General features: G+C 44.6%; 18 protein-coding genes, 2 tRNA genes and 2 pseudogenes. 10 read left to right on the top strand and 12 right to left on the bottom strand.

The annotated features are described in order from the left end of the window. Positions 1–167: 167 nt before the first annotated feature. Both K08M4_RS04795 and K08M4_RS04790 read left to right on the top strand, forming a co-directional pair. Complete coding sequence (locus tag K08M4_RS04795; protein WP_004734056.1) at positions 168–806, top strand: YchE family NAAT transporter; 639 nt, start codon at positions 168–170, stop codon at positions 804–806. 153 nt (positions 807–959) lie between these two features. Continuing rightward, positions 960–1,805, top strand: a complete 846-nt coding sequence (locus tag K08M4_RS04790) for an ion transporter (RefSeq protein ID WP_086049037.1) — start codon at positions 960–962, stop codon at positions 1,803–1,805. Positions 1,806–1,860: 55 nt separating this feature from the next. Here K08M4_RS04790 and asd read toward each other — a convergent pair whose 3' ends face one another. Then, positions 1,861–2,979: an aspartate-semialdehyde dehydrogenase gene (gene asd, locus K08M4_RS04785; RefSeq protein ID WP_086049036.1), complete on the bottom strand. Its 1,119-nt coding sequence runs from the start codon at positions 2,977–2,979 to the stop codon at positions 1,861–1,863. 500 nt (positions 2,980–3,479) lie between these two features. On the opposite strand from asd, the gene nhaC reads away from it, so the two are divergent. Beyond that, positions 3,480–4,916, top strand: a complete 1,437-nt coding sequence (gene nhaC, locus K08M4_RS04780) for a Na+/H+ antiporter NhaC (RefSeq protein ID WP_017098219.1) — start codon at positions 3,480–3,482, stop codon at positions 4,914–4,916. Between the two features lie 98 nt (positions 4,917–5,014). Here nhaC and K08M4_RS04775 read toward each other — a convergent pair whose 3' ends face one another. From K08M4_RS04775 to yejK, 4 genes and pseudogenes are all read right to left on the bottom strand, one after another. After that, on the bottom strand, positions 5,015–6,193 hold the full coding sequence (locus tag K08M4_RS04775) for a chemotaxis protein (RefSeq protein WP_086049035.1): 1,179 nt from the start codon (positions 6,191–6,193) through the stop codon (positions 5,015–5,017). Between the two features lie 75 nt (positions 6,194–6,268). Further along, positions 6,269–6,640: pseudogene (locus K08M4_RS22530) on the bottom strand (Hpt domain-containing protein); the annotation flags it as partial. Between the two features lie 386 nt (positions 6,641–7,026). Continuing rightward, positions 7,027–7,813 (bottom strand): annotated as a pseudogene (locus K08M4_RS22525) (Hpt domain-containing protein); the annotation flags it as partial. Positions 7,814–7,909: 96 nt separating this feature from the next. Then, complete coding sequence (yejK, locus tag K08M4_RS04765; RefSeq protein ID WP_009848690.1) at positions 7,910–8,914, bottom strand: nucleoid-associated protein YejK; 1,005 nt, start codon at positions 8,912–8,914, stop codon at positions 7,910–7,912. Between the two features lie 84 nt (positions 8,915–8,998). Here yejK and K08M4_RS04760 point away from each other — a divergent pair, with 84 nt between their 5' ends. From K08M4_RS04760 to K08M4_RS04750, 3 genes are all read left to right on the top strand, one after another. Further along, positions 8,999–9,226 (top strand): YejL family protein, encoded by a 228-nt coding sequence (locus K08M4_RS04760; RefSeq protein ID WP_004734063.1) that lies wholly within the window; start codon positions 8,999–9,001, stop codon positions 9,224–9,226. 27 nt (positions 9,227–9,253) lie between these two features. Next, positions 9,254–11,062: a DUF3413 domain-containing protein gene (locus K08M4_RS04755; protein WP_086049033.1), complete on the top strand. Its 1,809-nt coding sequence runs from the start codon at positions 9,254–9,256 to the stop codon at positions 11,060–11,062. Between the two features lie 138 nt (positions 11,063–11,200). Beyond that, positions 11,201–11,291, top strand: a tRNA-Ser gene (locus K08M4_RS04750). 433 nt (positions 11,292–11,724) lie between these two features. Here K08M4_RS04750 and K08M4_RS21935 read toward each other — a convergent pair. From K08M4_RS21935 to K08M4_RS04740, 3 genes are all read right to left on the bottom strand, one after another. After that, positions 11,725–11,877, bottom strand: a complete 153-nt coding sequence (locus tag K08M4_RS21935) for a hypothetical protein (protein ID WP_157665731.1) — start codon at positions 11,875–11,877, stop codon at positions 11,725–11,727. Between the two features lie 69 nt (positions 11,878–11,946). Further along, entirely contained in the window at positions 11,947–13,131 is a 1,185-nt protein-coding gene (locus K08M4_RS04745; RefSeq protein ID WP_086049032.1) for an NnrS family protein, read from the bottom strand. 36 nt (positions 13,132–13,167) lie between these two features. Further along, on the bottom strand, positions 13,168–13,611 hold the full coding sequence (locus K08M4_RS04740; RefSeq protein WP_086049031.1) for an RrF2 family transcriptional regulator: 444 nt from the start codon (positions 13,609–13,611) through the stop codon (positions 13,168–13,170). Positions 13,612–13,936: 325 nt separating this feature from the next. Here K08M4_RS04740 and K08M4_RS04735 point away from each other — a divergent pair. After that, positions 13,937–14,027, top strand: a tRNA-Ser gene (locus K08M4_RS04735). Positions 14,028–14,092: 65 nt separating this feature from the next. Here K08M4_RS04735 and K08M4_RS04730 read toward each other — a convergent pair. Beyond that, positions 14,093–15,013: a histone deacetylase family protein gene (locus K08M4_RS04730; protein ID WP_086049030.1), complete on the bottom strand. Its 921-nt coding sequence runs from the start codon at positions 15,011–15,013 to the stop codon at positions 14,093–14,095. Between the two features lie 111 nt (positions 15,014–15,124). Between K08M4_RS04730 and K08M4_RS22395 the strand changes: the two genes are divergently transcribed. From K08M4_RS22395 to K08M4_RS04720, 3 genes are read left to right on the top strand one after another with little or no spacing between them, the layout of a single operon-like run. After that, complete coding sequence (locus K08M4_RS22395) at positions 15,125–15,250, top strand: hypothetical protein (RefSeq protein ID WP_257789282.1); 126 nt, start codon at positions 15,125–15,127, stop codon at positions 15,248–15,250. Positions 15,251–15,275: 25 nt separating this feature from the next. Then, positions 15,276–15,962 (top strand): SDR family oxidoreductase, encoded by a 687-nt coding sequence (locus K08M4_RS04725; protein WP_086049029.1) that lies wholly within the window; start codon positions 15,276–15,278, stop codon positions 15,960–15,962. A 7-nt stretch (positions 15,963–15,969) separates the two neighbouring features. After that, the gene (locus tag K08M4_RS04720; RefSeq protein ID WP_086049028.1) at positions 15,970–16,971 is read left to right on the top strand and encodes a DUF3080 domain-containing protein; all 1,002 of its coding nucleotides are present in this window, start codon (positions 15,970–15,972) and stop codon (positions 16,969–16,971) included. Between the two features lie 53 nt (positions 16,972–17,024). Here the strand turns inward: K08M4_RS04720 and K08M4_RS04715 are convergent, their stop codons facing one another. The 3 genes from K08M4_RS04715 to K08M4_RS04705 form a co-directional block, all read right to left on the bottom strand. Continuing rightward, positions 17,025–18,986 (bottom strand): DNA topoisomerase III, encoded by a 1,962-nt coding sequence (locus tag K08M4_RS04715; protein ID WP_086049027.1) that lies wholly within the window; start codon positions 18,984–18,986, stop codon positions 17,025–17,027. 114 nt (positions 18,987–19,100) lie between these two features. Beyond that, positions 19,101–19,649: an NAD(P)H nitroreductase gene (locus tag K08M4_RS04710; RefSeq protein ID WP_004734087.1), complete on the bottom strand. Its 549-nt coding sequence runs from the start codon at positions 19,647–19,649 to the stop codon at positions 19,101–19,103. Positions 19,650–19,867: 218 nt separating this feature from the next. After that, positions 19,868–21,877 carry an NADPH-dependent 2,4-dienoyl-CoA reductase gene (locus K08M4_RS04705; protein ID WP_029224084.1) on the bottom strand — a complete coding sequence of 670 codons (2,010 nt, stop codon included), beginning with the start codon at positions 21,875–21,877 and terminating at the stop codon, positions 19,868–19,870. Positions 21,878–21,891 lie beyond the last annotated feature (14 nt).

Genomic DNA, 21,891 nt, shown 5'->3' with positions numbered 1-21,891 from the left:
AGGCCAATACAAAAGCGATATTCAATTAGTTTTTCTAAAAATAATCCCCTATTTCAGGTTAGTTTTTTTCATTCGTGCAAATCCAATTTGTCCCTTACATTACGCGCTCTGACTATTCACAGAATCAAACCTTCAACCTTAAAATTCGCTAACTGGAGATCGCTCTCATGCAAGGCTTAGAACTCGCTATTTTTATGCAATTCTTCCTTGGGCTTGTTGCTGCCGTAAACCCAATCGGCATCATGCCTGTTTTTGTTTCTCTTACTGCACATATGCCACCAGAAGAGAGGAACAGGACAGCCTTACAAGCCAACATTGCTGTTGCCGTTATCCTAATAGTGTCGCTTGTTGCGGGGCAAATGCTGCTTGATATGTTTAGCATATCGCTAGACTCATTCCGAGTTGCAGGTGGGTTGCTATTACTGAGCATCGCGTTTTCGATGATGAGCGGTAAGCTCGGTGAAGATAAGCAGAATAAACAAGAGAAATCTGAATACATCAGTAAAGAGCAAATCGGAGTCGTTCCTCTTGCTATGCCCTTAATGGCGGGCCCCGGGGCAATCAGCTCTACCATTGTTTACGGATCTCGTTACCCTGCAGCCATTGATACTGTGGGAATTGGTATTAGCATCATCGCGTTTGCAACCTGCTCTTGGCTTCTATTCCGTTCGGCGCCGGTTATCGTTCGCTTTTTAGGTCAAACAGGTATCAACGTGATCACACGTATCATGGGTTTGATTCTTGGCGCGCTGGGCATCGAGTTCATCGCCAACGGCTTACGTAACCTATTCCCAGGATTAGCATAGCGCTAAACCTAAACCGGATTCTGGCGATTCAAAGCCAGCCTGTACAGCTTTATCAACGAGGCGAGTGAAGCGAAATAGGCTTTAACTCGCCTCGTTATTATGAAGCTTGTATAATGACTGTTAAGAACTTTAACAGAAGATGAACCTCCCCTTATGTCACGTCAGCCTCTAAAGCATCATTTATACGTCATTATCTTTGGTACTCACACGCCGGCCGGCCGTGCATTCGATATATCACTAATCGTTGCGATTGTGGTTTCACTTATCGTGCTTATCTTAGAGTCTATCCCTAGCGTGATGGTCGAATGGTCACAGCAGCTACGTTACATCGAGTACAGCTTCACAGCACTATTCACACTAGAGTACTTATTAAGGCTTTATTGCTCTCCAAATCCGAAATCTTACGCCACCAGCTTCTATGGTGTTGTTGACCTATTGGCGATTCTTCCGACCTACCTAGCGATCATCTTCCCTGGAGCTTCGTTTATGGGCGTTGTTAGGCTATTACGAGTCATGCGTATCTTCCGAATCCTAAAACTGGTTCGTTACCTACAAGATTCCAATATTTTGTTGCGCTCATTATTAATGGCAAGACGAAAGGTACTCATATTCTTTAGCACAGTCGGCATCTTGGTCGTTATCTTCGGCTCTCTGATCTTTGTCATTGAAGGCCCAGAAAATGGCTTCACAAGCATTCCCCACAGTATTTATTGGGCAATAGTGACCATTACTACGGTTGGCTACGGTGACATGATCCCTCAAACCGCGCTGGGTAAAGCGATCGCTTCGCTTACCATGTTGCTGGGTTACTCAATCTTGGCGGTGCCGACAGGAATTATTACCGCAGAGCTCAGTAATGAGATGAACTCGCACAAAGAGTTGGTTAAGTGCCCAAACTGTAACCGCGCAGGTCATGATTCAGATGCTCTGTATTGCAAACACTGTGCGAGTGAATTGGCAGACCCCGACAAGCGTGTCGTGACCGACGAGACAGAATAAAAACAAAAAAAGCGCCCTAAGGCGCTTTTTCGTTAATTATTCTCAAAAACAAGTATTACGCTTTCTCAGCTAAGATAATGCGCAGCGTACGGCGTAATGGCTCTGCAGCACCCCAAAGCAGTTGGTCACCTACAGTAAACGCATTCAGGAAATCGTTACCCATCGACATCTTACGCAGACGACCGACTGGTACAGACATTGTGCCTGTTACTTTCGCTGGTGTTAGTTCCTGTGCCGTGATGTCGCGGTCATTAGGAATCACTTTAACCCAATCATTGTGCGTCGCGATGATCTCTTCGATCTCATCCATTGGCACGTCTTGCTTAAGCTTAATAGTTAGTGCTTGAGCGTGACAACGCATTGCACCGATTCTTACACAAGTACCATCAATTGGGATTGGCTGGCCATCTAGGCCAAGAATCTTGTTCGCTTCAACGCCGGCTTTCCACTCTTCTTTACTTTGACCGTTTTCGCGCTTCACATCGATCCAAGGAATCAGTGAGCCCGCAAGCGGAGCACCGAACTGATCGGTTGGAAATGAAGATGAACGAATGGTTTCAGCGACTTTCTTATCGATATCAAGAATGGAACTTGAAGGGTTTGCTAGCTCTGAACTTACGCTATCGTTGATAACACCCATTTGTGAGATCAGTTCACGCATGTTCTTAGCGCCCGCACCTGAAGCGGCTTGGTAAGTCATGGCACTCATCCACTCAACCATGCCTTTCTCGTATAGACCACCCAAAGCCATAAGCATTAAGCTCACAGTACAGTTACCGCCGACGAAAGTGTTAGTACCGCCGTGGATGCCTTGTTGGATTTGAGCCAAGTTAACAGGATCAAGAGTGATGATAGAATCCGCGTCCATACGTAAGGTAGAAGCCGCATCAATCCAATAGCCTTTCCAACCTGCTTGACGCAGTGCTGGGTATACTTTTGAGGTGTAGTCTCCGCCTTGACAGGTAATCACCGCATCAAGCTGTTTTAGGCTATCAATATCAAAAGCGTCTTGAAGTAGACCCGCATCTTTACCACCTAAAACAGGGCCAGGAATACCAATCTGAGACGTACTGTAATAAACAGGTTCAATCAAGTCGAAATCTTTCTCTTCAACCATACGTTGCATCAATACAGAACCAACCATACCGCGCCAACCAACTAGACCTACTCTCATCGCTCACTCTCCATGTATAAATTAAAAATTGCTCTCCCCCATCTATAAGTTTTTCAGAAACAGAACTCAAGTGCTTTTTGTCAAAAAGTGTAACTTTTTCGTTTCTTTTAAGTGAACGCAATGAATCGTGCAGTTATCTCTGTATCGACATTTAATATCCACCTCATTGATAAAACGCCCATTATCCTCAAATTCAAACATTTGCATCGTCAAAACAGCTTAATCCCACTCGCGTCACAAACAGTAAATCCCTCTTTTTAACCAATACTATTCAGAATAATACTTCACAAAACGAAAACAACGTGCGACAAGTTTCAACATGTAATAACCATGAATTTAACAACATTTCAGATAATGAAACCATAATTGAATGCGTTAGCAGTCAAATATCACAACTTGGGCGTATTTTTTCGATATAATAAACTAATTACTGTAGTGTCCGTTTTGCACCACACACCATAACGAAGCACTATAAATGCTCGAAATCACAAGAGGCTTTTATGAAGCAGAGTAAAACTCGCCTACCGAACCTATTGCAGGTATTCATCGCGTTAGGATTATTTCTATCCCTTGCTTTTTCCTTTACAGCAAAGCTTGACCTTCCAATTCAACTTGCCTTGTATATTGGTTGGTTCATTATCATGGTTCTTGGTATTCGCCTTGGCCACGAATACAAAGACTTAGAAAAAGCAGCACTCAAAGGAATATCCAATGGCTTAGGCGCGGTTTTAATACTTTTAGCCGTTGGCGCTCTTGTTGGTACTTGGATCTCAGGCGGGATCGTACCTACTATCATTTACTATGGTCTGAAAGCTATCCACCCTTCTATCTTCCTTTTAGCGACCATGATTATCTGTTCTCTAACCGCATTGGCAACTGGTACTTCTTGGGGCGCTGCGGGTACAGCAGGTATCGCGATGATGGGTATTGGCCAAGGCCTAGGTGTTCCAGCACCGATTACTGCAGGTGCAGTGCTGTCAGGTTGTTACTTCGGCGACAAGATGTCTCCACTTTCTGATTCAGTGATTCTGGCTTCTTCAATGTCTGGTGTTGAAGTGGTTGAGCACATCAAGGGCATGCTGCCAGTTGCGTTAATCAGCTACGTGATTACTGGCATCATGTTTACTGCGTTTGGTTTTCACTACGCAGGTAACGTTGACATGAGCCAAGTAGATTCTGTCATTAAAGCAATGGAAGTTCAGTTCTACATCACGCCTTACTCATTTGTCCCAGTACTGATCGTGCTTGGTCTGTTGGCTTTCCGCATGCCTTCATTCCCGGTAATCAGCTTCGGTTCTCTGCTAGGTATTATCTGGGCAGTCATGATCCAAGATATCGATTTCCTAACGGCATTCAATACTGCTTGGGCACCGTTCTCTATCTCCTCTGGCGTAGAGTTTATTGACTCGATTCTTAACCGTGGCGGCATGTCTTCAATGCTTGGTTCGGTAGCGGTAATTGTGTTTGGTTTAGGTTTTGGTGGCTTACTGGATAAAGTGGGCGTACTAGAGACGATCGCTAAGGTGTTCGAGCGCCGAGTAAATAGCGCAGGCTCTCTAGCAACAAGCACGATCGGCACGGCCTTCATGGGTAACGTATTCGGTTCTGCAATGTACGTATCGTTAATCCTAACGCCAAAAATCTGTGCGAAAAACTACGACCGTTTAGGTTATCAACGTAAAAATCTATCTCGTAACGCTGAGTTCGGTGGCACGTTAACTTCAGGCATGGTTCCTTGGAGTGATAACGGTATCTACATGGCGAGTATTCTTGGTGTCGCAACGCTCTCTTACGCTCCGTTCATGTGGTTGAGCTTCATCTGTATCCTCGTGACTATCGTAACGTCTTACATGGGTTGGTTCGTGGATAAATGTGAACCAACAGCACCAGCGCTTGAAACTGAAGAAGCAGCTGAACTGAGCAAGCAACAAGCTTAAGCTAAGGCTTTAGTGCGTAAGCACAAAAATGTTGATGATATAAATGCCAAAAGAGCGCCCTGGGCGCTCTTTTCTTATCTACTGATTTATCTATTTGTTCAATTATTTATGGTTCGCTTACCCAACCAATAACCGATGCCTAACGGTGCAAAGAACACCACCAAGATAAACAGGATGAAGTAAATAATCACACCTTTGATTAAGTCCATCAGTTTATCAATAGCGAGTACCACCACCTCTTGAGAGACGCGATCAAGATCTTGTGTAAACAGTTCCCTTTCAGAAGTCACAATGCCTGCAATTTCAATACGCTCTTTCGCAATCATCGCGACCAGAGCTTCTCTCTCTCGTGTCACCATTTTTTCTAAGGCTACACGTTCTTCAGTGAGCATCGCCAATTTTTGATCTGTATTATCACTTAGGTCGTTGAGCAGAGGCTGCATTTCTGTCGACATAATAGAAGCCAATGTTTGCATGTACTCAGGGTTATTCTCAATGAAGTCCTGTATGCTTGCTGATGTTTGACAAAGGCTTTCCAGCGTCATCGATAGGTCTTCACCCGTTAGCGAGCTATTCATCGCCACCAACTCAGCTTTCCACGTCATCAATTTCGGTGTTTGGTCAGCCATGAGGCTTAAGCGGTCTGATGCATCGCCCATCGCCTCCGGCATGGTACCTAGGCTTTGAACGATTTGAGATTCGTCTTTACCAAGGTAACTTAGCCATTCACGGTAAGCGGGTGTGCTTCTGAAGGTAAGATCTTTAAAAGGATTGCTCGCGGCGAACTCTGCGACGAATGCTTTGCTCTTTTTGAAATCACTTGAGCTCAATACACCCTTTGCCAGTTTCTCTGCTTCTTGTTCCAGAAAGTGAGCCGTTTTTACCGCATCATCCGTCGCGAACAGGACAGCACCATCACCTTGGCTATAAAACTGATTCATTTGAGCGGTAAAAACCCAGGAGTCGATTAAGGCAGACATAGGTGACGTTTGATAGGCGGCTTGCTGTAAGCCCTGCTCAGCATGGATCTTCCAAAGCAACACATAAGATTGATGTAAGGTGTCATCAGCAGGGTAAGATTGCGCAATGAGATCGGCCGAGTCTTCTACTCTTGTAAAAAATATCTTGGCGTATTCACGCGTCATGATCCGAGCCTGTAACTCTTGCTGAGTAAGAGGCGTCGTTTGACTATCTAGCTTAACTTCTAAGAGAGAACAACCACTTAGAACTATGCTAAGCACCAACACCATCCAACTTCGACTCGAAACTCGTAACATATAAACCTCTGACAAAGACTAAGGGCGCGGATTGTATGAGCGCTTCGTCAGAGTATTGTCAAAAAATTACAAAAGTTAACGTTGGGTATTTAAATAGTCATGAGCAGAATCCACAGAGGCTTTTATTGCCAGCTCTAGTTCAGCTAAATCGTGCTCGCTGATGGCTCTGGACTGCTTCATTGTCATTTCAATAGTCGCTGCGATGATCGCTAACCGAGACGCTTTGATGCTGCCAGCCACACCTTTTAAGCTGTGCACAATGCGAGCCGCAGAGGTTTCATCCTTGATGAGTAGAGATTTGAATCTGGTGTAGTCATCAGCGTGATCTTCGACAAAGACCCCGAGCAACAATTCAACAGATTCGGTATCGCCATCGAGAGTCTCTAGCATCTCTTCAATATCAATCGCTGGCTTTGAATCCGTCACACTGGCAATGTGCTTCTCTGGCTCTTGCACTTGTTCTGGTGTTCGCTGAGTTGGGGGTTGCTGAATAGAATTTTGCTGAACCGGAACTTGTGGAATAGGTTCTTGCAAAATCGGTTCTTGTGAAATAGCTTGCGGGCTTGTCGCACAAACACTCTGCTGAGGTTGGATATCAGAATGTTGACTCGCTGGCGTAATATCTAATACTGATGGGGGATTACTTGGTGGCGTCACCGCGGAAGAAGCAATATCGCTGTGAGAAACAGTATCGCTATGAGAAACAATATTATTGCGAGCAGCAGTATCGTTACGAGAAGACGTATCTTTGTTGGAAGTAGAGAGAGCATCGTCCTGACTTGAATCGATGACTGGTTCCTGTTTGAGTTCTTGGTCTACTTCTTTCTTCGATTTTTGGGACCTAACGCTCCACAACAGTAACGCAATCATTGCCACTAAGCTTAAACCTAGCATGATCAATAATAGGTTGTATTGACGATCATGGAACTCAGCTTCAAGTTTAATGATCTGTTCGTTTACTGAATTCTTCTTAATTTTATCGACTAAATAATTGAGCTGAGCGTAATCACTCAGCAATGCTGAAGCATCAGCCAGTAATTGTTGGAGTGCATCTTGCTCTTCGGATTTTAATGAATAAGATTTTTCAAGTATAGAATCAAAGGCGCGATAAGTTGCTGATGAACTTTGGTTATCGGAATACATCGCTTCAAAAACGACGACACCAAATTCGTTGAGTAGCGGCTTTAACTTAGGGGAAAGCTCAGTATCTGTGCGTAACACTTTGATGTTATCGACGATATCTTGCACCTGACTTTCTATCGGAATGAATTCATCAAATTTTTCTAAAAATTGATCGGCAACGTAAAGCAGTTGGTTCACATCAGGACGAAACAAGGCGTGTTGGAAATCAGATTCTATCTGCAGTCGGATCGAATAAACCAACTGAGCATCGAGTGCTAAATCATTAATACGAGAGACTCGCAGCGGCTCAGAGAAATAAAGCGATTGCCTCAGTTCATTAACACGAATACCGAGTTCTTCAATTTGAGCGAGTGAGTGAGAGTAAGAACGGCTTAGATTAAGGAGAGCCAGTGAAGGAAGTAGCCACAGAGCCAAGAGTGCAACCAAAAAAGTTGCGGGTCTTTTAAAGCGATTGGGCTTTGCTACTGATTGTTCCATCGATATTCCTTGTTCATGCGAACTCTAAACCATTATGTTGCTAAACATAAACAAGCGACAACAAACTGCTGTCGCTTGCTACCTAATAACTTCGGACTATGACTTATTGCGAGTCAGTTGATCACGTAAGTTCGGTGGCGTCCCTTTAATGGTTAGCGTGTCTGTCTCTGGATCGTAGAAGATACGCTCACCTAAAAGCAGACTATCAAAACTAACATTCAAACCGCCACCAGCACCAACAAATTTTGTTAGTTTACGCATAGTTGCGCGGTCTGCTGGGAAGCTGTCTTCTAACTCGTAGCCTTGCTCACTAGTATAGTCAAAGAAGCTTGTACCATCTGTGCTTGCTGGCAATTCTCCAGAAAGTTCACGAACTTGAACTTCATCACCCGCTTTAAGCTGTTCGTTACAGTAATCCGCAACTTGTTTTTTATAGCTGATCGCTTCTTCTTTCTCTAACTTAGAGTCAGAAACAAAGTCTTCTACCGCTTGCATCAATACTTGGTTTTGCTGCTTAGCATCCAAGCCTACTTCTGCTTGAAGGAAGTCTAAGAAGAAGTCAGCGACTTTACGACCAACGCGCCCTTTAATATAAGTAAGGTAACGGTTTGACTCTTTGTCTGTGTCGTATGTTGAAAGATCAAGGCGCGCAACAATATCCATCTTCGAGATATCAAGGTAATCCGTCGCACTAATATCTAGCCCTTCGGTCACTTTCAAACTTTGGTTAGAAGGCAGTAGTCCGATGAAAAGGTAGTCTGTCGCCAGTGATTGATATTCAGCCAGTACCAAAGTGCCTTCATCAGCAAAAGGATACTTTGAAAGCTCATCTTTTAGACGTAGCGCACTTTTTTGAGAGAAATCATAAAAACTTTGTTCTCCAGCTCGAAATTCATGCAACGACTGCTGGAATTCGCTGTCGGATTTGAAAGAACCAAATCCTTTACCTGCTTTTGAATTAAAAACTCGGTGAAGTTCAGCGACTAGGTTTTCAGATGCAGTATCGTTTTCTAGAGATTCAGCACGATAGTTAACAATCAGCTCTTCCTGATCGTTCTTGCTTAGCTGGTGTAAAATTACGTTGGAAAGGTGAAGGCTCATAGCGAAAATATTACCGTTCAGGTTTCAGTTGTTGTGCATAGTAGGTTATCATAAGCCGCTTTTACTATCATTATTAGAGTCCTTATGCCGATTATATCTAAATACACAGATGATCAAGTTGAAAAAATCCTAGCTGAAGTAGGTGCTGTACTGACTAAGCACAAAGCTTCACCTGAGCTTTCATTGATGATCGCTGGAAATATCGCAACCAATGTCTTAAATCAGAACGTTGCTGCTTCACAACGCAAAGGAATTGCTGAAAAATTTGCCGAAGCTTTAATTTCTTCTCTTGAAGATAAAAAGTCTCACTAAGTTTGATTGACGGAAAAAGAATTATAAATGGTAGACAGCGCAAACTCATATAGCGATCGTGTATCTCGACTGGTAGGTTGGGGCCACTGGTTTGCATTTTTCAACATCATTGCTGCGATGTTGATTGGTACTCGTTATATTACTCAATCTGCTTGGCCGGAAACCCTATTGGGTCAATTCTATTTGGCTGCATCATGGGTTGGTCATTTTGGATTTTTGGTGTTCGCGCTCTATCTATTAGTGCTGTTCCCACTCACTTTTATTCTTCCGTCGAGGAAGTTATTACGTTTGGTTGCCGTTATCTTCGCAACCATAGGTTTAACTGTCCTACTGATTGATACCCAAACGTATCAAAATATAAACCTCCACCTGACACCTGTCGTGTGGGAGGTTTTATTCAGTGGAGAGGAGTCTGCATTCACATCTGATTTGCAACACCTCTTCATTGTTATGCCACTTATCTTCTTATTACAGCTAGGTCTGTCTGAGTGGGTTTGGCGTAAGCAACGTAAACTGTCTCATAAACACATTGGCCGTCCGATTACTGCCGTCTTCTTCTTGTGTTTTATCAGCAGCCACTTGACCTACATGTGGGCTGATGCGTATTTCTACAACCCAATTACTAGCCAGAAAGCGAACTTCCCACTGTCATACCCAATGACAGCGAAAAGCTTTATGGAAAAACATGGTCTGTTAGACCGTGAAGAGTATCTACAGCGTTTAGAAGCCAACAAAGAGAACGTAAACTTAGTTAGCTACCCGCTCGAAAAAATTCAATACAACCGCCGCAGTGATGATCTTAATATCCTGATGGTGAGTGTAAACAACCTTCGCTCTGATGCACTCAATGCCACAGCGATGCCAAACAGCTACGCATACTCACAACAATCGATCAACTTCACCAATCACTACAGTTCAAGTAACGACATGTTTGGTATCTTCGGTTTGTTCTATGGCCTTCCAAGCAGCTACGCAAGCAGCATCGAAGCTCAGGGTTCAAGTGCAGTACTGTTAGATGTATTAGATAATCACAATTATAAGTTTGCGGCTTTCAGTGGCGACAACTTTGACGATGCACTTTACTCGGAAATCATCTTCCGAGGCCGTGATGTTATGCCAGAGCAAGCAACTTATGATGACAAAAGCGCGATACAAGCTTGGTCTAACTGGATTCAATCACCACAAGCTAAACGTCCTTGGTTTAACTTCATTGAGCTGACCACGCTGGATAACTTCTCTAGCTACGATTCAAGTTCAGAGTCAGACTCAACGTTAACGACAGCAGAACGTTTTGCTGCAGACTATCAAAAGTCTGCTCAAGCAGCCGATGCTCAGCTAGCAACAATCTACGCTGAACTGGAACGCTTAGAGCTAACCGACAACACGGTGGTTATCATTACCTCTAATCACGGTAGCGAGTTTAACGAAACTAAGACCAACAGCTGGGGCGCAAACTCCAACTACAGTCGTTATCAGTTACAAGTGCCACTGTTTATCAGCTGGCCTGGTAAGTCTGCTTCTGAATATACTCACCGTTCTAGTCATCTAGACGTGTCCGTAACGTTGATGCAAGAACTATTGGGCGTATCTTCAAACCCAACGGATTTCAGTAGCGGTCGCAGCCTGTTTAATGAGCGTAAAAGAAAGTGGATTCTCGCGGGTGACTCACGTGAACTTGCCCTTGTTACCGAGCAGCAAACCACTGTGTTAGATAAATTTGGTAACTACAAGTTGTATGACCAAAACTACAAACGCCTAAAAGATGTAAGCCCTCGCTTACCAGTATTAATGCAAGGCCTGACTGAGCTACAGCGTTTCTACACAAAAAATGACTAAATAGTCATCAAACAGAAAAGGGAAGCTAATGGCTTCCCTTTTTTATTGCCGCTAATGACTAGAAAACAAGCAACCAAACAAGATTATGATAATTAAGGGTTTACAAGGCACTCTCCCCCTTATATTATTCACGCCAATGGAGGGATGGCTGAGTGGTCGAAAGCACCGGTCTTGAAAACCGGCAACCGTTAATAGCGGTTCTAGGGTTCAAATCCCTATCCCTCCACCACATTAAAGAAAGCCGCTGAGAAATCAGCGGCTTTTTTGCATCTAGCGTATGGTCATCGAACCTAACGTTTGAGTCTAACCACTAACCATTCCCGAAACCGCATTTTAGTTAACTGATTGAAACCTGTTCCTCACTACCTGAAACCTGTCATCAATATATTATTATTTGAATGTCACTAACTCCAACGTAATAAATATTCTTCGTATTCAAACCACAGACTTAAGCATTAAGCCAATTCGGCGCTACGTACTGAAAGATATGAGCAAGCTAACAATGAATGTCATTCAAGTACAGAAGTTCACTTGAAAGGGTCGAATTCAATGAAGTGATCTAGTCGTGTCTAAACTCTCGTCATGAAGCCATAAAAACAAAAAAATCCAGAGGCTTCATCGAAGTCTCTGGATTCTTAAATTTTACTTGAGCGTTGCTTTAATTAAGCGTTTTCTTGCTTAGTCTCTTGCTGCTCTGCTTGTTTCTTTTGTTCAGCTTCTTTTGCTTTTTCTTCGTGGTTTGAACCACCACATCCGCCACAACAGCTCATAATCATGCTCTCTTTGATTGTATTTAAGTCATTCACTGCAGACATAATATTAAAGATGCATTTTAAATGCAACTTTAAAATCGTCAATATTGAACATTCGCAACTTGTAGTAATTTAAGCTTTGGGTTTTATTAAAATTGGTAAGTACAACACAACGAAACAACTGTACGCGACAACCCACAGAGCACTGGATAAGGTGATGATAGAGACAATATTATTGGTAAAGTATCCACCAAACACTCGAACAATAAAGGCAAAAACAATGGCAATTAACGCCGCAGTCATTATTTTGCCAATCGCGATAGTTCGACCTGTATGTCCTAGCGACACACGTGAAATCATTGATAAGATCATCACTCCCATTCCACCCACGGTTAGCGCATGAATCGCTTGTGATTGCGTGACCAATGGCGAAATGATCGAAACGCCATACAAGACCAATCCTAACGAAATGGCCCAGTAGCTTAAGTGTAAAGACCACACTAGAGGAGTCTTAAAAGCGACCCATATTTTCCACCTTACCGCCCTAACCGCATTTGCCAAGCCACTGACAATAAACACGGTAGCAACGATATCTTGTGGAACCAGAACTATCTTAAAGCTCAACACAACGGCGAAAATCGTGCTCACTATGCTCAGCTTTTCGAGCCATGGTAATGCAGGAGTTCGTGGAGTCTGTGTGCCATTCGCGGTAAACATAGGAAAGACTCGTCCACCCATAATGCACATGACTAGGGTCACCAACAGCACCATGCTTGTGCTAGCTTGTGAAATTAAGATTGGCTGCTGAAATAGAACACCATAGTGCATCGCCGCATTGGCAAAAGTCATTAGCAATAAAATGGGGACGAACAACAGGTTTCGCCAAAGCTTCACACTGACAATATTGTGAGCAAGATAAATGACAGCGATAGGTAAAAACAGTAAATCGAGCCCAGCCACCAACCAAGGGCTAAAGACATTAGGCAGGAACATGGCTATTCTCGCACACAACCAGATAGCCAGAAGTATCATTAGCCCGCGTCCGTTAATACTGCGGACACCCGTCCAGTTTTGTACGGCCGTCAGTAGAAAGCCAACCACGACAGTGGCTGCAAAGCCAAATAACATTTCATGAATATGCCACCACATTGCTCCGCCATAAACATTCAGAGTTGCGCTGCCATTCCAAAACGCGGCCCAACCAACTAGAGCAGCAATACTAAAAAGTGATGCAAACAAAAAAAACGGTCGAAACGCGAGCTCAAAAAATGCCGTCATTGAAACGCCATTGTTAGAGGAGTGATTTAAATCTTTCATCATCGTAAACCTAGTGAGTAAACAAAACTTGCTTGCTTAAATAACGTCAACCGCCAAAAGTTGCCCTAGTTTGTAGCTGTGCCCTTCGCCGAGGAGATCTTGCAAGCTATAAGCGTCTAAGCTTTTGTAAAAACACTCTTGGGCTTCAGCAAAGATAGTTTTTAATTGGCAATTTGGTGTAATAACACAGCTATTATCCTCGCCAAAACACTCAACCAAGTTACGCTTGTCTTCTAACTCTCGAACTAACGTACCTATGTTGATCTGACTTGGATGGCAACTGAGCTTCAAACCACCATTTTTTCCTCTTGTGGCGATCAGGTGACCTTTTAGGTTAAGTTGTTGAACGATCTTCATTAAATGGTTTTTAGAAATGCCATAACTGTTAGCAATGTCGCCGATGGTGCTAAGAGATTGGTTGTTGATCGCTAAATAGATCAGAACGCGTAGGGAATAATCAGTGTAACGTGTGATATGCATGTTGGATATTTCACTCTATAAGATGTATTTATTATGAATCTTATGGACAACAAAGGCAAGTTGACCCTAATGAGGAGTGATGGCTAAGCACCAACAAGCGAAGGCGTCCATCTTAATGACGTTTTTCACATCTGTTATATGAAACCCTTTCTCCACCTTCCTTTCTCAAACGATATCTATTCCTCTAAATCGAAACGATCAGGAACATTTTTCGATATATTTTCACTCTGGCTATATAAAAACACGCAAACCTGTTCATAAAAAAAGCAGTCAGTTGATAAGGGTATTTACAAGCGAATAGCCCCACTATATTATTCGCAGCACTGGAGGGATGGCTGAGTGGTCGAAAGCACCGGTCTTGAAAACCGGCAACCGTTAATAGCGGTTCTAGGGTTCAAATCCCTATCCCTCCACCACATTAAAGAAAGCCGCTGAGAAATCAGCGGCTTTTTTGTATCTGGAGATCACACAAGCTCACCGCTCAACTGCTAACAGCAAATGCGGCCTTCAATAACTGCATGTGAATTGGAACCAGATCTTGGTGCTGAGTTCGATATCCGCCACCGACTACGCAGGCCATCGGAATAGACTCTGATTTCGCTAATTCAATCATCAAACAGTCGCGTTCAAATATCCCTTTTGTCGAGACATTCAAATAACCCAGTTCATCGTCTTGATGGATATCGATCCCCGCATCATAAATAATCAGATCAGGTTGATGGTGTGCGATCGCCAGCTTAGTGACTTGTTCAAAACAACGTAGAAATTCTTCATCTTCCGTTTCACGGCTTAGCGGCACATCTAAGTCAGACAGTGGTTTTCGTGCAGGGAAGTTTTTGTCGCAGTGGAACGACAAAGTAATGATGTCGTCATTCTCTTGGCAAAGAGTCGCTGTGCCATCACCATGATGAACATCGCTGTCGACGATCAACACTTTATCTATATGTTCAAAGGTCAGCGCATGCTTAGCCGCCAAAACCAGATCATTCAACAAACAAAAGCCGCTACCAAAATCATGGTGTGCGTGATGATAACCACCACTCAAATGAATCGCTAAACCACTCTCTATTGCCATTTCTGCGGCCAAGCAGGTTCCACCACTTGAATAGAGTGTTCTTTCTATAAGCTGTCCGCTCCACGGAAAACCGATACGTCTCATTTTTGCTGCAGGCAAATTTCCAGAAACCAGCAAATCGACATATTCACCATCGTGCACCTGCTTTACCTGTTCAACCGAAACCGGCGTTGGTTGGAAGATTTCAAACTGACGCTTCCATAGAGGCTCTCTATCCATTAATGCTTCAACAGCACTGTGTAACAACTGATATTTGTTAATCGGGTAACGGTGACCTTCTGGTAAAGGTAACTGCGAATAGATTGGGTGGTAAATTAAAGGAATCATAATCAGGTTAATTGCGTATCTTTCTCAAAATCATAACAGTCTCAGCCTAGGCGACAACCTTAATTAATGATAATAGTTATCATTAAACTTGATTTTCAAAAAGAGACAGCAATGAAAAACCTAATACTCATCTTTGGGGTGATCTGCGGCTCAATGGCGGCAGTAATGATTTTTGTAGGAATGCTAATGGCCAGTTGGTGGAGCGTTGATTTTCTCGTGTTAAGCCATCAAACTTAACTAATTGAACTAAAAAGGAATCACCATGAGCGTTATTTTCATTACTGGAGCAAATCGCGGCATTGGCTTAAGCCTGACTCAACAATACTTGGAAGGTAGCCACAAGGTGTACGCGACTTATCGTGATGCCAACTCAGCAAAAGAACTGCTCTCTCTCGCAGACCACAACAGCAACCTGACCTGCATTCAATTAGAGATAACCGATTACCAAGCGGTGAGCCACCTCACTTCGCAAATAGAGTCGATTGATATCTTGATCAACAACGCTGGCTACTATGGTCCAAAAGGTTATGGTCTGGGTAATACAGATGTCGAAGAGTGGCGCCGTGTATTCGAAGTCAACACCATTGCGCCATTGAAGCTTGTCGAGACTCTATTACCTCTTATAGAAATTAGTGACGTCAAAAAGATCGCCTGCCTGTCTTCTAGAGTCGGTAGCATGTCCGAGAACACCTCAGGAGGCGGCTACATCTATCGCTCCTCCAAAGCCGCTCTAAACTCCGTTGTGAAGAGCCTAAGTAACGACTTAACCGATAACGGCGTTACGGTGTTAGCTCTGCATCCTGGTTGGGTACAGACTGAAATGGGCGGCCCTAATGCTCTGATCGACACCAACACCTCAGCTTCTGGCCTGATTAAAGTCATCGAGTCATCGAATACCGAAGTAAGTGGTCACTTCTTCAATTTCGATGGCAGCGAAATAGACTGGTAACCCGTAGATGAGTGATGCCCCTCTCTCAAACCTAGTTAAGCACTCAACAATGTTTTGTCTGACGGTGATGCTGGCTGGCTGTTTCAGTGATGGCCCCGGAGACTTGTTCGACGACTACCAAACCAAGATAGCCAGAGTACAAGATGCTGACGAGATAAAAGAGGAATGGGAATTTGAAAGCCTACCGAGAAAACGAGAACTGCTGCTTGACGTGCCCTCGCTTTCTATCGGTCTCATCGACAGTTACCAGCTTCGTCAGTGTGGATTGTTCAATCTGATTGCAGAAAGAAATTCGGTTCTTGGGAAAGTCGCGGATGAGTTTCGCAATTACGATTATCAAGTCGCCCTACTTGCAGGTGTCGGGAGATGCTTATCCGGTAGCGAATTAGACCCTGAGGTCGTAGAGCTACTGAAAGAAATCGAGCAGCAGAAGCTCGCACAGTTTCCGCGGCACCAGTGGAATCTAATCTATGCCAGCGATGCGATGCAGTCTCAGATGCGTGGTAGTCGGTGGTTACACGCTGATATCGGTGATCAGGTACGACAAACCAGTGGCGCCTTAGAACATCTCAACCAAGCGTTAAACGCGCCGCTCGTTTCCGGCAAAACCACTGAGGTACAAGAAGTATTAGAGAAGAGCTCTACGCTCGGGGATTTATACTACTCGCTGGCTCGTGCTTCGGTTGAGCTTGATACCATCACCAAGCAACTCACTACTTTTGATGCCAACATCATCTGCGGGAAGCAGCGAGACACCACTAAGTTTCGTTATCTCAACAATGTGTTCGAGCAGCAATACATTGGTAAGGTTCAGCCTTACATGGCGCAGCTGGATGGCTATTTTCAGCAGTTAGCCCCGCAACTTGGGATGTTTGACGCGCAACCTGAACTGCACAGTTATTACTTTCCCATCCAAGATGCACATCAAGCTTTTCGAGCATCAACTCGCCGCCATGTTGATTATTGGCAGCAGCTGTTTAAACGTTGTGGGCGCAAGGTCGGTCGTTAATATTGATTCCCAATATCAATAATGGGTGTTGTTAGCTTTCAGTTTCTAACTGATTAACTTTTAGCGCCTTTCTTCGCGTAAGTCTTCTTCCTTGTCCCACCACCTTTACGGCGCTTGAATGCTGGTCTTTCAACTTTAGGAAGATGACGCAGAGATTCAGGGACTTCACCTGTTTTTACCTTACCCATCAAGCCATCGATCTTACTTTCTAGCGCTTGCATGAAGGGTTGATACGCTTGGTTTCGTTCAGCCATGCCTTGCAACTGATGCTCCCAGTGAGCCGTCATGTCGGGAAAGGTCGAGTCCTCAGGTAAAGCATTAATCAAACCTCTGCCTGCAGGGCTACTATGGATGCTTTTACCTTGTCGCGTTAACAGTTGTCTCTTGAACAAAGTATCTAGAATACCCGCTCGGGTTGCTTCCGTTCCAAGGCCATCGGTCTCTTTCAAGATAGCTTTGAGGTCTTTGTTAGCAACAAAACGCGCGATACCTGTCATCGCTTGAAGCAACGTAGCTTCCGTGAAGTGCTTTGGTGGTTCAGTTTTCTTATCGCCAATCAAACCCTCACGACAGGTGAGCACAGTCCCTTTATCCAGCGGTGGAACCGTATCCGTGCCATCACCTTTTTCTTCGGTATCCGTTTTCCCCATCAACACCTTCCAACCGGGGTTGATAAGCTGACGCCCTTTTGCGATGAACACACCACCAGCAATATCAAAGACTAACTTGGCATCGGCAAAAACCGCAGGTGGATAGAATTGCATTAGATACTGACGAGCGATTTGCTGATAGATTTTCATCTCGTTGGCAGACAGGCCGTTCACCGATGACTTTTTCGGAGTAGGAATTATCGCGTGGTGAGCATCGACCTTGCTGTCGTTCCATGCTTTGGATTTAAGAGAAAGATCCGCACCTTGAGCACCACTTTGCAGCTCTTTCGCATTGTTAGCGATAGCATCCACGACCGACTCTCTTTGCGAGTAATGATCTTTAGGTAGGTAGCGGCTATCAGAACGCGGGTAAGTGATGAGTTTGTGTTTCTCGTACAACGACTGACAAGTGTCGAGAACCTGCTGAGCACTCATACCAAAACGCTTAGACGCATCAATCTGCAGTGCTGACAACGAATAAGGCAGTGGCGCAGCTTGTTTACTTTGCTTTTGCTCTGATTCCGTCACGGTTGCAGGTTGATTCGCAATTCGGTTAGCCACGTTCTCAACCAGCTTTCGATTGAGCACTCGGCCTTCTTCATCTTGCCATGGTTTACATGCTTCGCTTGGTTTCCAACGCGCTCGAATATCAAAGCTCTGGCCGTTGTTTTGATAAGGGATCAAAGCGTGCAGAGTGAAGTAATCTTTAGGAATGAAATTCTCGATTTCTTCATCACGTCTTACAACCAAACCAAGCACTGGCGTTTGCACTCGCCCTACCGACAACACGCCTTGGTAACCCGCCTTTTGACCAAGCAAGGTGTAAGCTCGGGTCATGTTCATGCCATACAGCCAATCGGCTCTAGAGCGTGCTAAAGCAGAAATAGACAATGGAATAAAGTCTCGGTTACTGCGCATTTGAGAGAGCGCACGCTTCACGGCTGGTAAGTTCAAATCGCTGATCAGCAGCCTGTCCATCGACTCTTTCTTGGCCTTAGACACCTTGCAGTAATCGATCACTTCATCCACCAGCAGCTGCCCTTCTCTATCCGGGTCACCCGCATGGACAATTTGGGTCGCGTCCTTCAATAGCTTTCGGATCACTGTGAGCTGTTTGCTTGACGTCTTACGAGGTCTTAGTTGCCATTGCTCTGGCACAATAGGAAGATCGGCTAAGTTCCACTTCTTATAACGGTCGTCATAAGCGTCCGGCTCAACCTGCTCCAATAAGTGTCCAATACACCAAGTCACCACATCTCCATTACCACATTTGATAAACCCTTGGTCTTTCTTCTGTGGATTAGGTAGTGCAGCGGCAATCGCGCGGCCGAGGCTTGGTTTTTCAGCAATGATAAGACGAGACATGTTTTTCCAGATGCTACAAACAATTAGGGCCACATTATCTAATGTGGCCCCTAGAAATCAAGGAAAACTGGTTGTTTATACAGTTAGCATCCACTATTCAAGCTTCAGCTTTCTTTACAAGAACTCGACGAACTTTGAGAAGTCACGTTCTGGCGCTTTCATTGGCGTACAGCCCGGAGTACCCAAATATAGGAAACCAACGATTTCGTCGTCGCCTTCTAGGCCGAAAGCTTGGTGAACTTCAGGGTGGAACATCCACTTACCTGAGCGCCAAAACCCTTGGAAACCTTGAGCGACGGCTGCCATTTGCATCGCCTGTGCAGCGCAACCCGCAGATAAGTGTTGTTCGAACGCGGGCACTTTTTCGTGCTCAGTTACCTTTGCGATGATAGTGATCACCATCGGAGCTCGAAACGGCGCTTTTTTAACTTTCTCAATGACCGCTTCTTCGCTCTCGTCAGCTTGTGCCGCACGAACCAAAATATCAGAGAGCTTCTGTAACCCTGAGCCTTGTGCGATAACAAAGCGCCATGGTGTCAATGCGCCGTGGTCTGGAGCTCGTAAGCCCGCTTTGATGATGTTTTCTAACGCCACACCTTCAGGTGCTGGATCAGAGAGTTTTGCGATTGAGCGTCTGTTGAGCAATAGATCCAAAGCATCCATTTGAAGTCCTTACTAATTTTTATTGTTTGTATAGTTGAACTGTAGCACAGAATACAAACGATAATAAATCTCAACGGCTGTCCAATTGACACTATAGTTCAAACAATACTGGAAACAATAAAGGCTCCTAAATCTATGACTTAGGAGCCTTGTTTAAAATCTAACTCAGCAAATTAAGTAATAATATCTACCGATAAAATTACAGTTAATCGCTGATTCTATAACTTAATAGCCAGCTCAACACCTTGGCGAATCGCACGTACCGCATCCAGTTCACCCGCGTAGTCGGCGCCGCCTATCACGTGTAGTTTGCCACCAAACTCTTGCCACATGTCTTCGAATGGACGAACAGAAACCTGACCCGCGCACACGATAACGGAATCGGCATCGAGTACCTGATCTTTCTTACCAACGCTGATATGCAGACCTTGGTCGTCAATCTTGTTGTAGCTCACGCCGCCAAGTAAGTTCACACCTCGTTTCTCTAGTGTGCGCTTATGGATCCAACCCGTCGTTTTACCCGGGCCTTTACCGACACGGCCTGCTTTGCGCTGCATTACCCAAACCGTTTTATCACTGAACGAATCAGGGTAAGGATAAAGTCCACCTGGGTGCTCCATATTCTTATCAATGCCCCACTCATGCAGCCAGTCATCCAAGCTATGTGAAGTCGGTTCTGTCAGCATAGTTGCCACATCAATACCAATACCACCGGCACCAACAATCGCGACTTTTTCGCCTACTGGTGTCTTTTCACGAATCAAGGTTTGGTAATCGACTACGTTTTCTTGGTCTATCCCTTCAATATCAAGCTTTCTTGGTTCAACACCGGCCGCCATGACGACTTCATCGTACTTCAACAACATCTCAAACGTCGCTTCAGTATCCAGTTTTAAGTTCACGCCTGATGCATCTATTTGGTTAGCAAAGTAACGAATCGTTTCTCTGAACTCTTCTTTACCCGGAATCTGCATTGCCAATCTAAATTGTCCACCGATGCGGTCATTTTTCTCTATCAGATCAACCTTATGCCCACGCTGTGCCAACGTTGTTGCACAAGCTAAACCTGCTGGCCCAGCACCGACGACGGCAATGGTTTTGGTTGCTTGAGCTGGTTGCACAACAATTTCAGTTTCGTAACAAGCGCGAGGGTTCACCAAGCAGCTCGCTCGTTTGCCTTTGAATACGTTATCAAGACACGCTTGGTTACAACCGATACAGGTGTTAATGAACTGCGCTTGGTCTTGAGCGGCTTTATTAACAAAGTCAGGGTCAGCCAAGAATGGACGAGCCATTGATACCATGTCGGCCTGTCCTGAACTGAGGATACGTTCGGCCTCTTCTGGCGTGTTGATTCGGTTACACGTCACCACTGGGATCGACACGTATGGTTTTACTTTTTCCGTCACCCAAGAGAATGCCCCTCTTGGAACTTGTGTCGCAATAGTTGGGACACGAGCTTCATGCCAACCAATACCAGTATTGATAATGGTCACGCCCGCTTCTTCTAGCTTCTGAGCCAAAAGTACAACATCTTCGAACGTGCTGCCTTGCTCAACCAAATCCAGCATCGATAAGCGGAAAATAATGATGAAATCTTTACCCACCGCTTCGCGAATCGATTTAACGATCTCTAGCGGGAAACGCATGCGCTTCTCATAAGAACCGCCCCATTCGTCATAACGCATGTTGGTACGTTTACAGATAAATTGGTTAATCAAGTAGCCTTCAGAGCCCATGATCTCAATTCCGTCATAGCCAGCAACCTGAGCGAGTTCTGCACTATTGGCAAAAGCACCGATGGTCTTTTTAATTTGACGAGGGCTCATCTCACTCGGTGCAAACTTAGCGATTGGCGCTTTGATGCCCGAAGCACTTTGCGCGAATGGGTGCATGGCATAGCGGCCAGCATGCAGCAACTGAAGAGCAATTTTACCGCCATGCTTATGCACGGCCTCGGTAACAACTTGGTGAGCTTTTGCGTGCTTAACTTTACTGAACTCAGCACTAAATGGGGTCAATCTGCCACGTAAATTAGGAGAGAAACCACCGGTAACAATAAGGCCAACGCCTCCTTTTGCTCGCTCTTCATAAAACGCGGCAAGCTTGTGGAGGCCTTCTTTATTTTCTTCTAAACCCGTGTGCATTGATCCCATCAATACACGGTTACGTAACTGAGTAAATCCAAGATCGAGTGGTTCGAGTAAATGTGGGTACATGGCAGACATCACTTCTATTATTA

Origin of the sequence: Vibrio syngnathi (assembly GCF_002119525.1) — a bacterium.
Classification (GTDB): Bacteria; Pseudomonadota; Gammaproteobacteria; order Enterobacterales; family Vibrionaceae; genus Vibrio; species Vibrio syngnathi.
The sequence above is the reverse complement of the archived record's forward strand: the minus strand, read 5'-3'. Positions and strand labels throughout refer to the sequence as shown.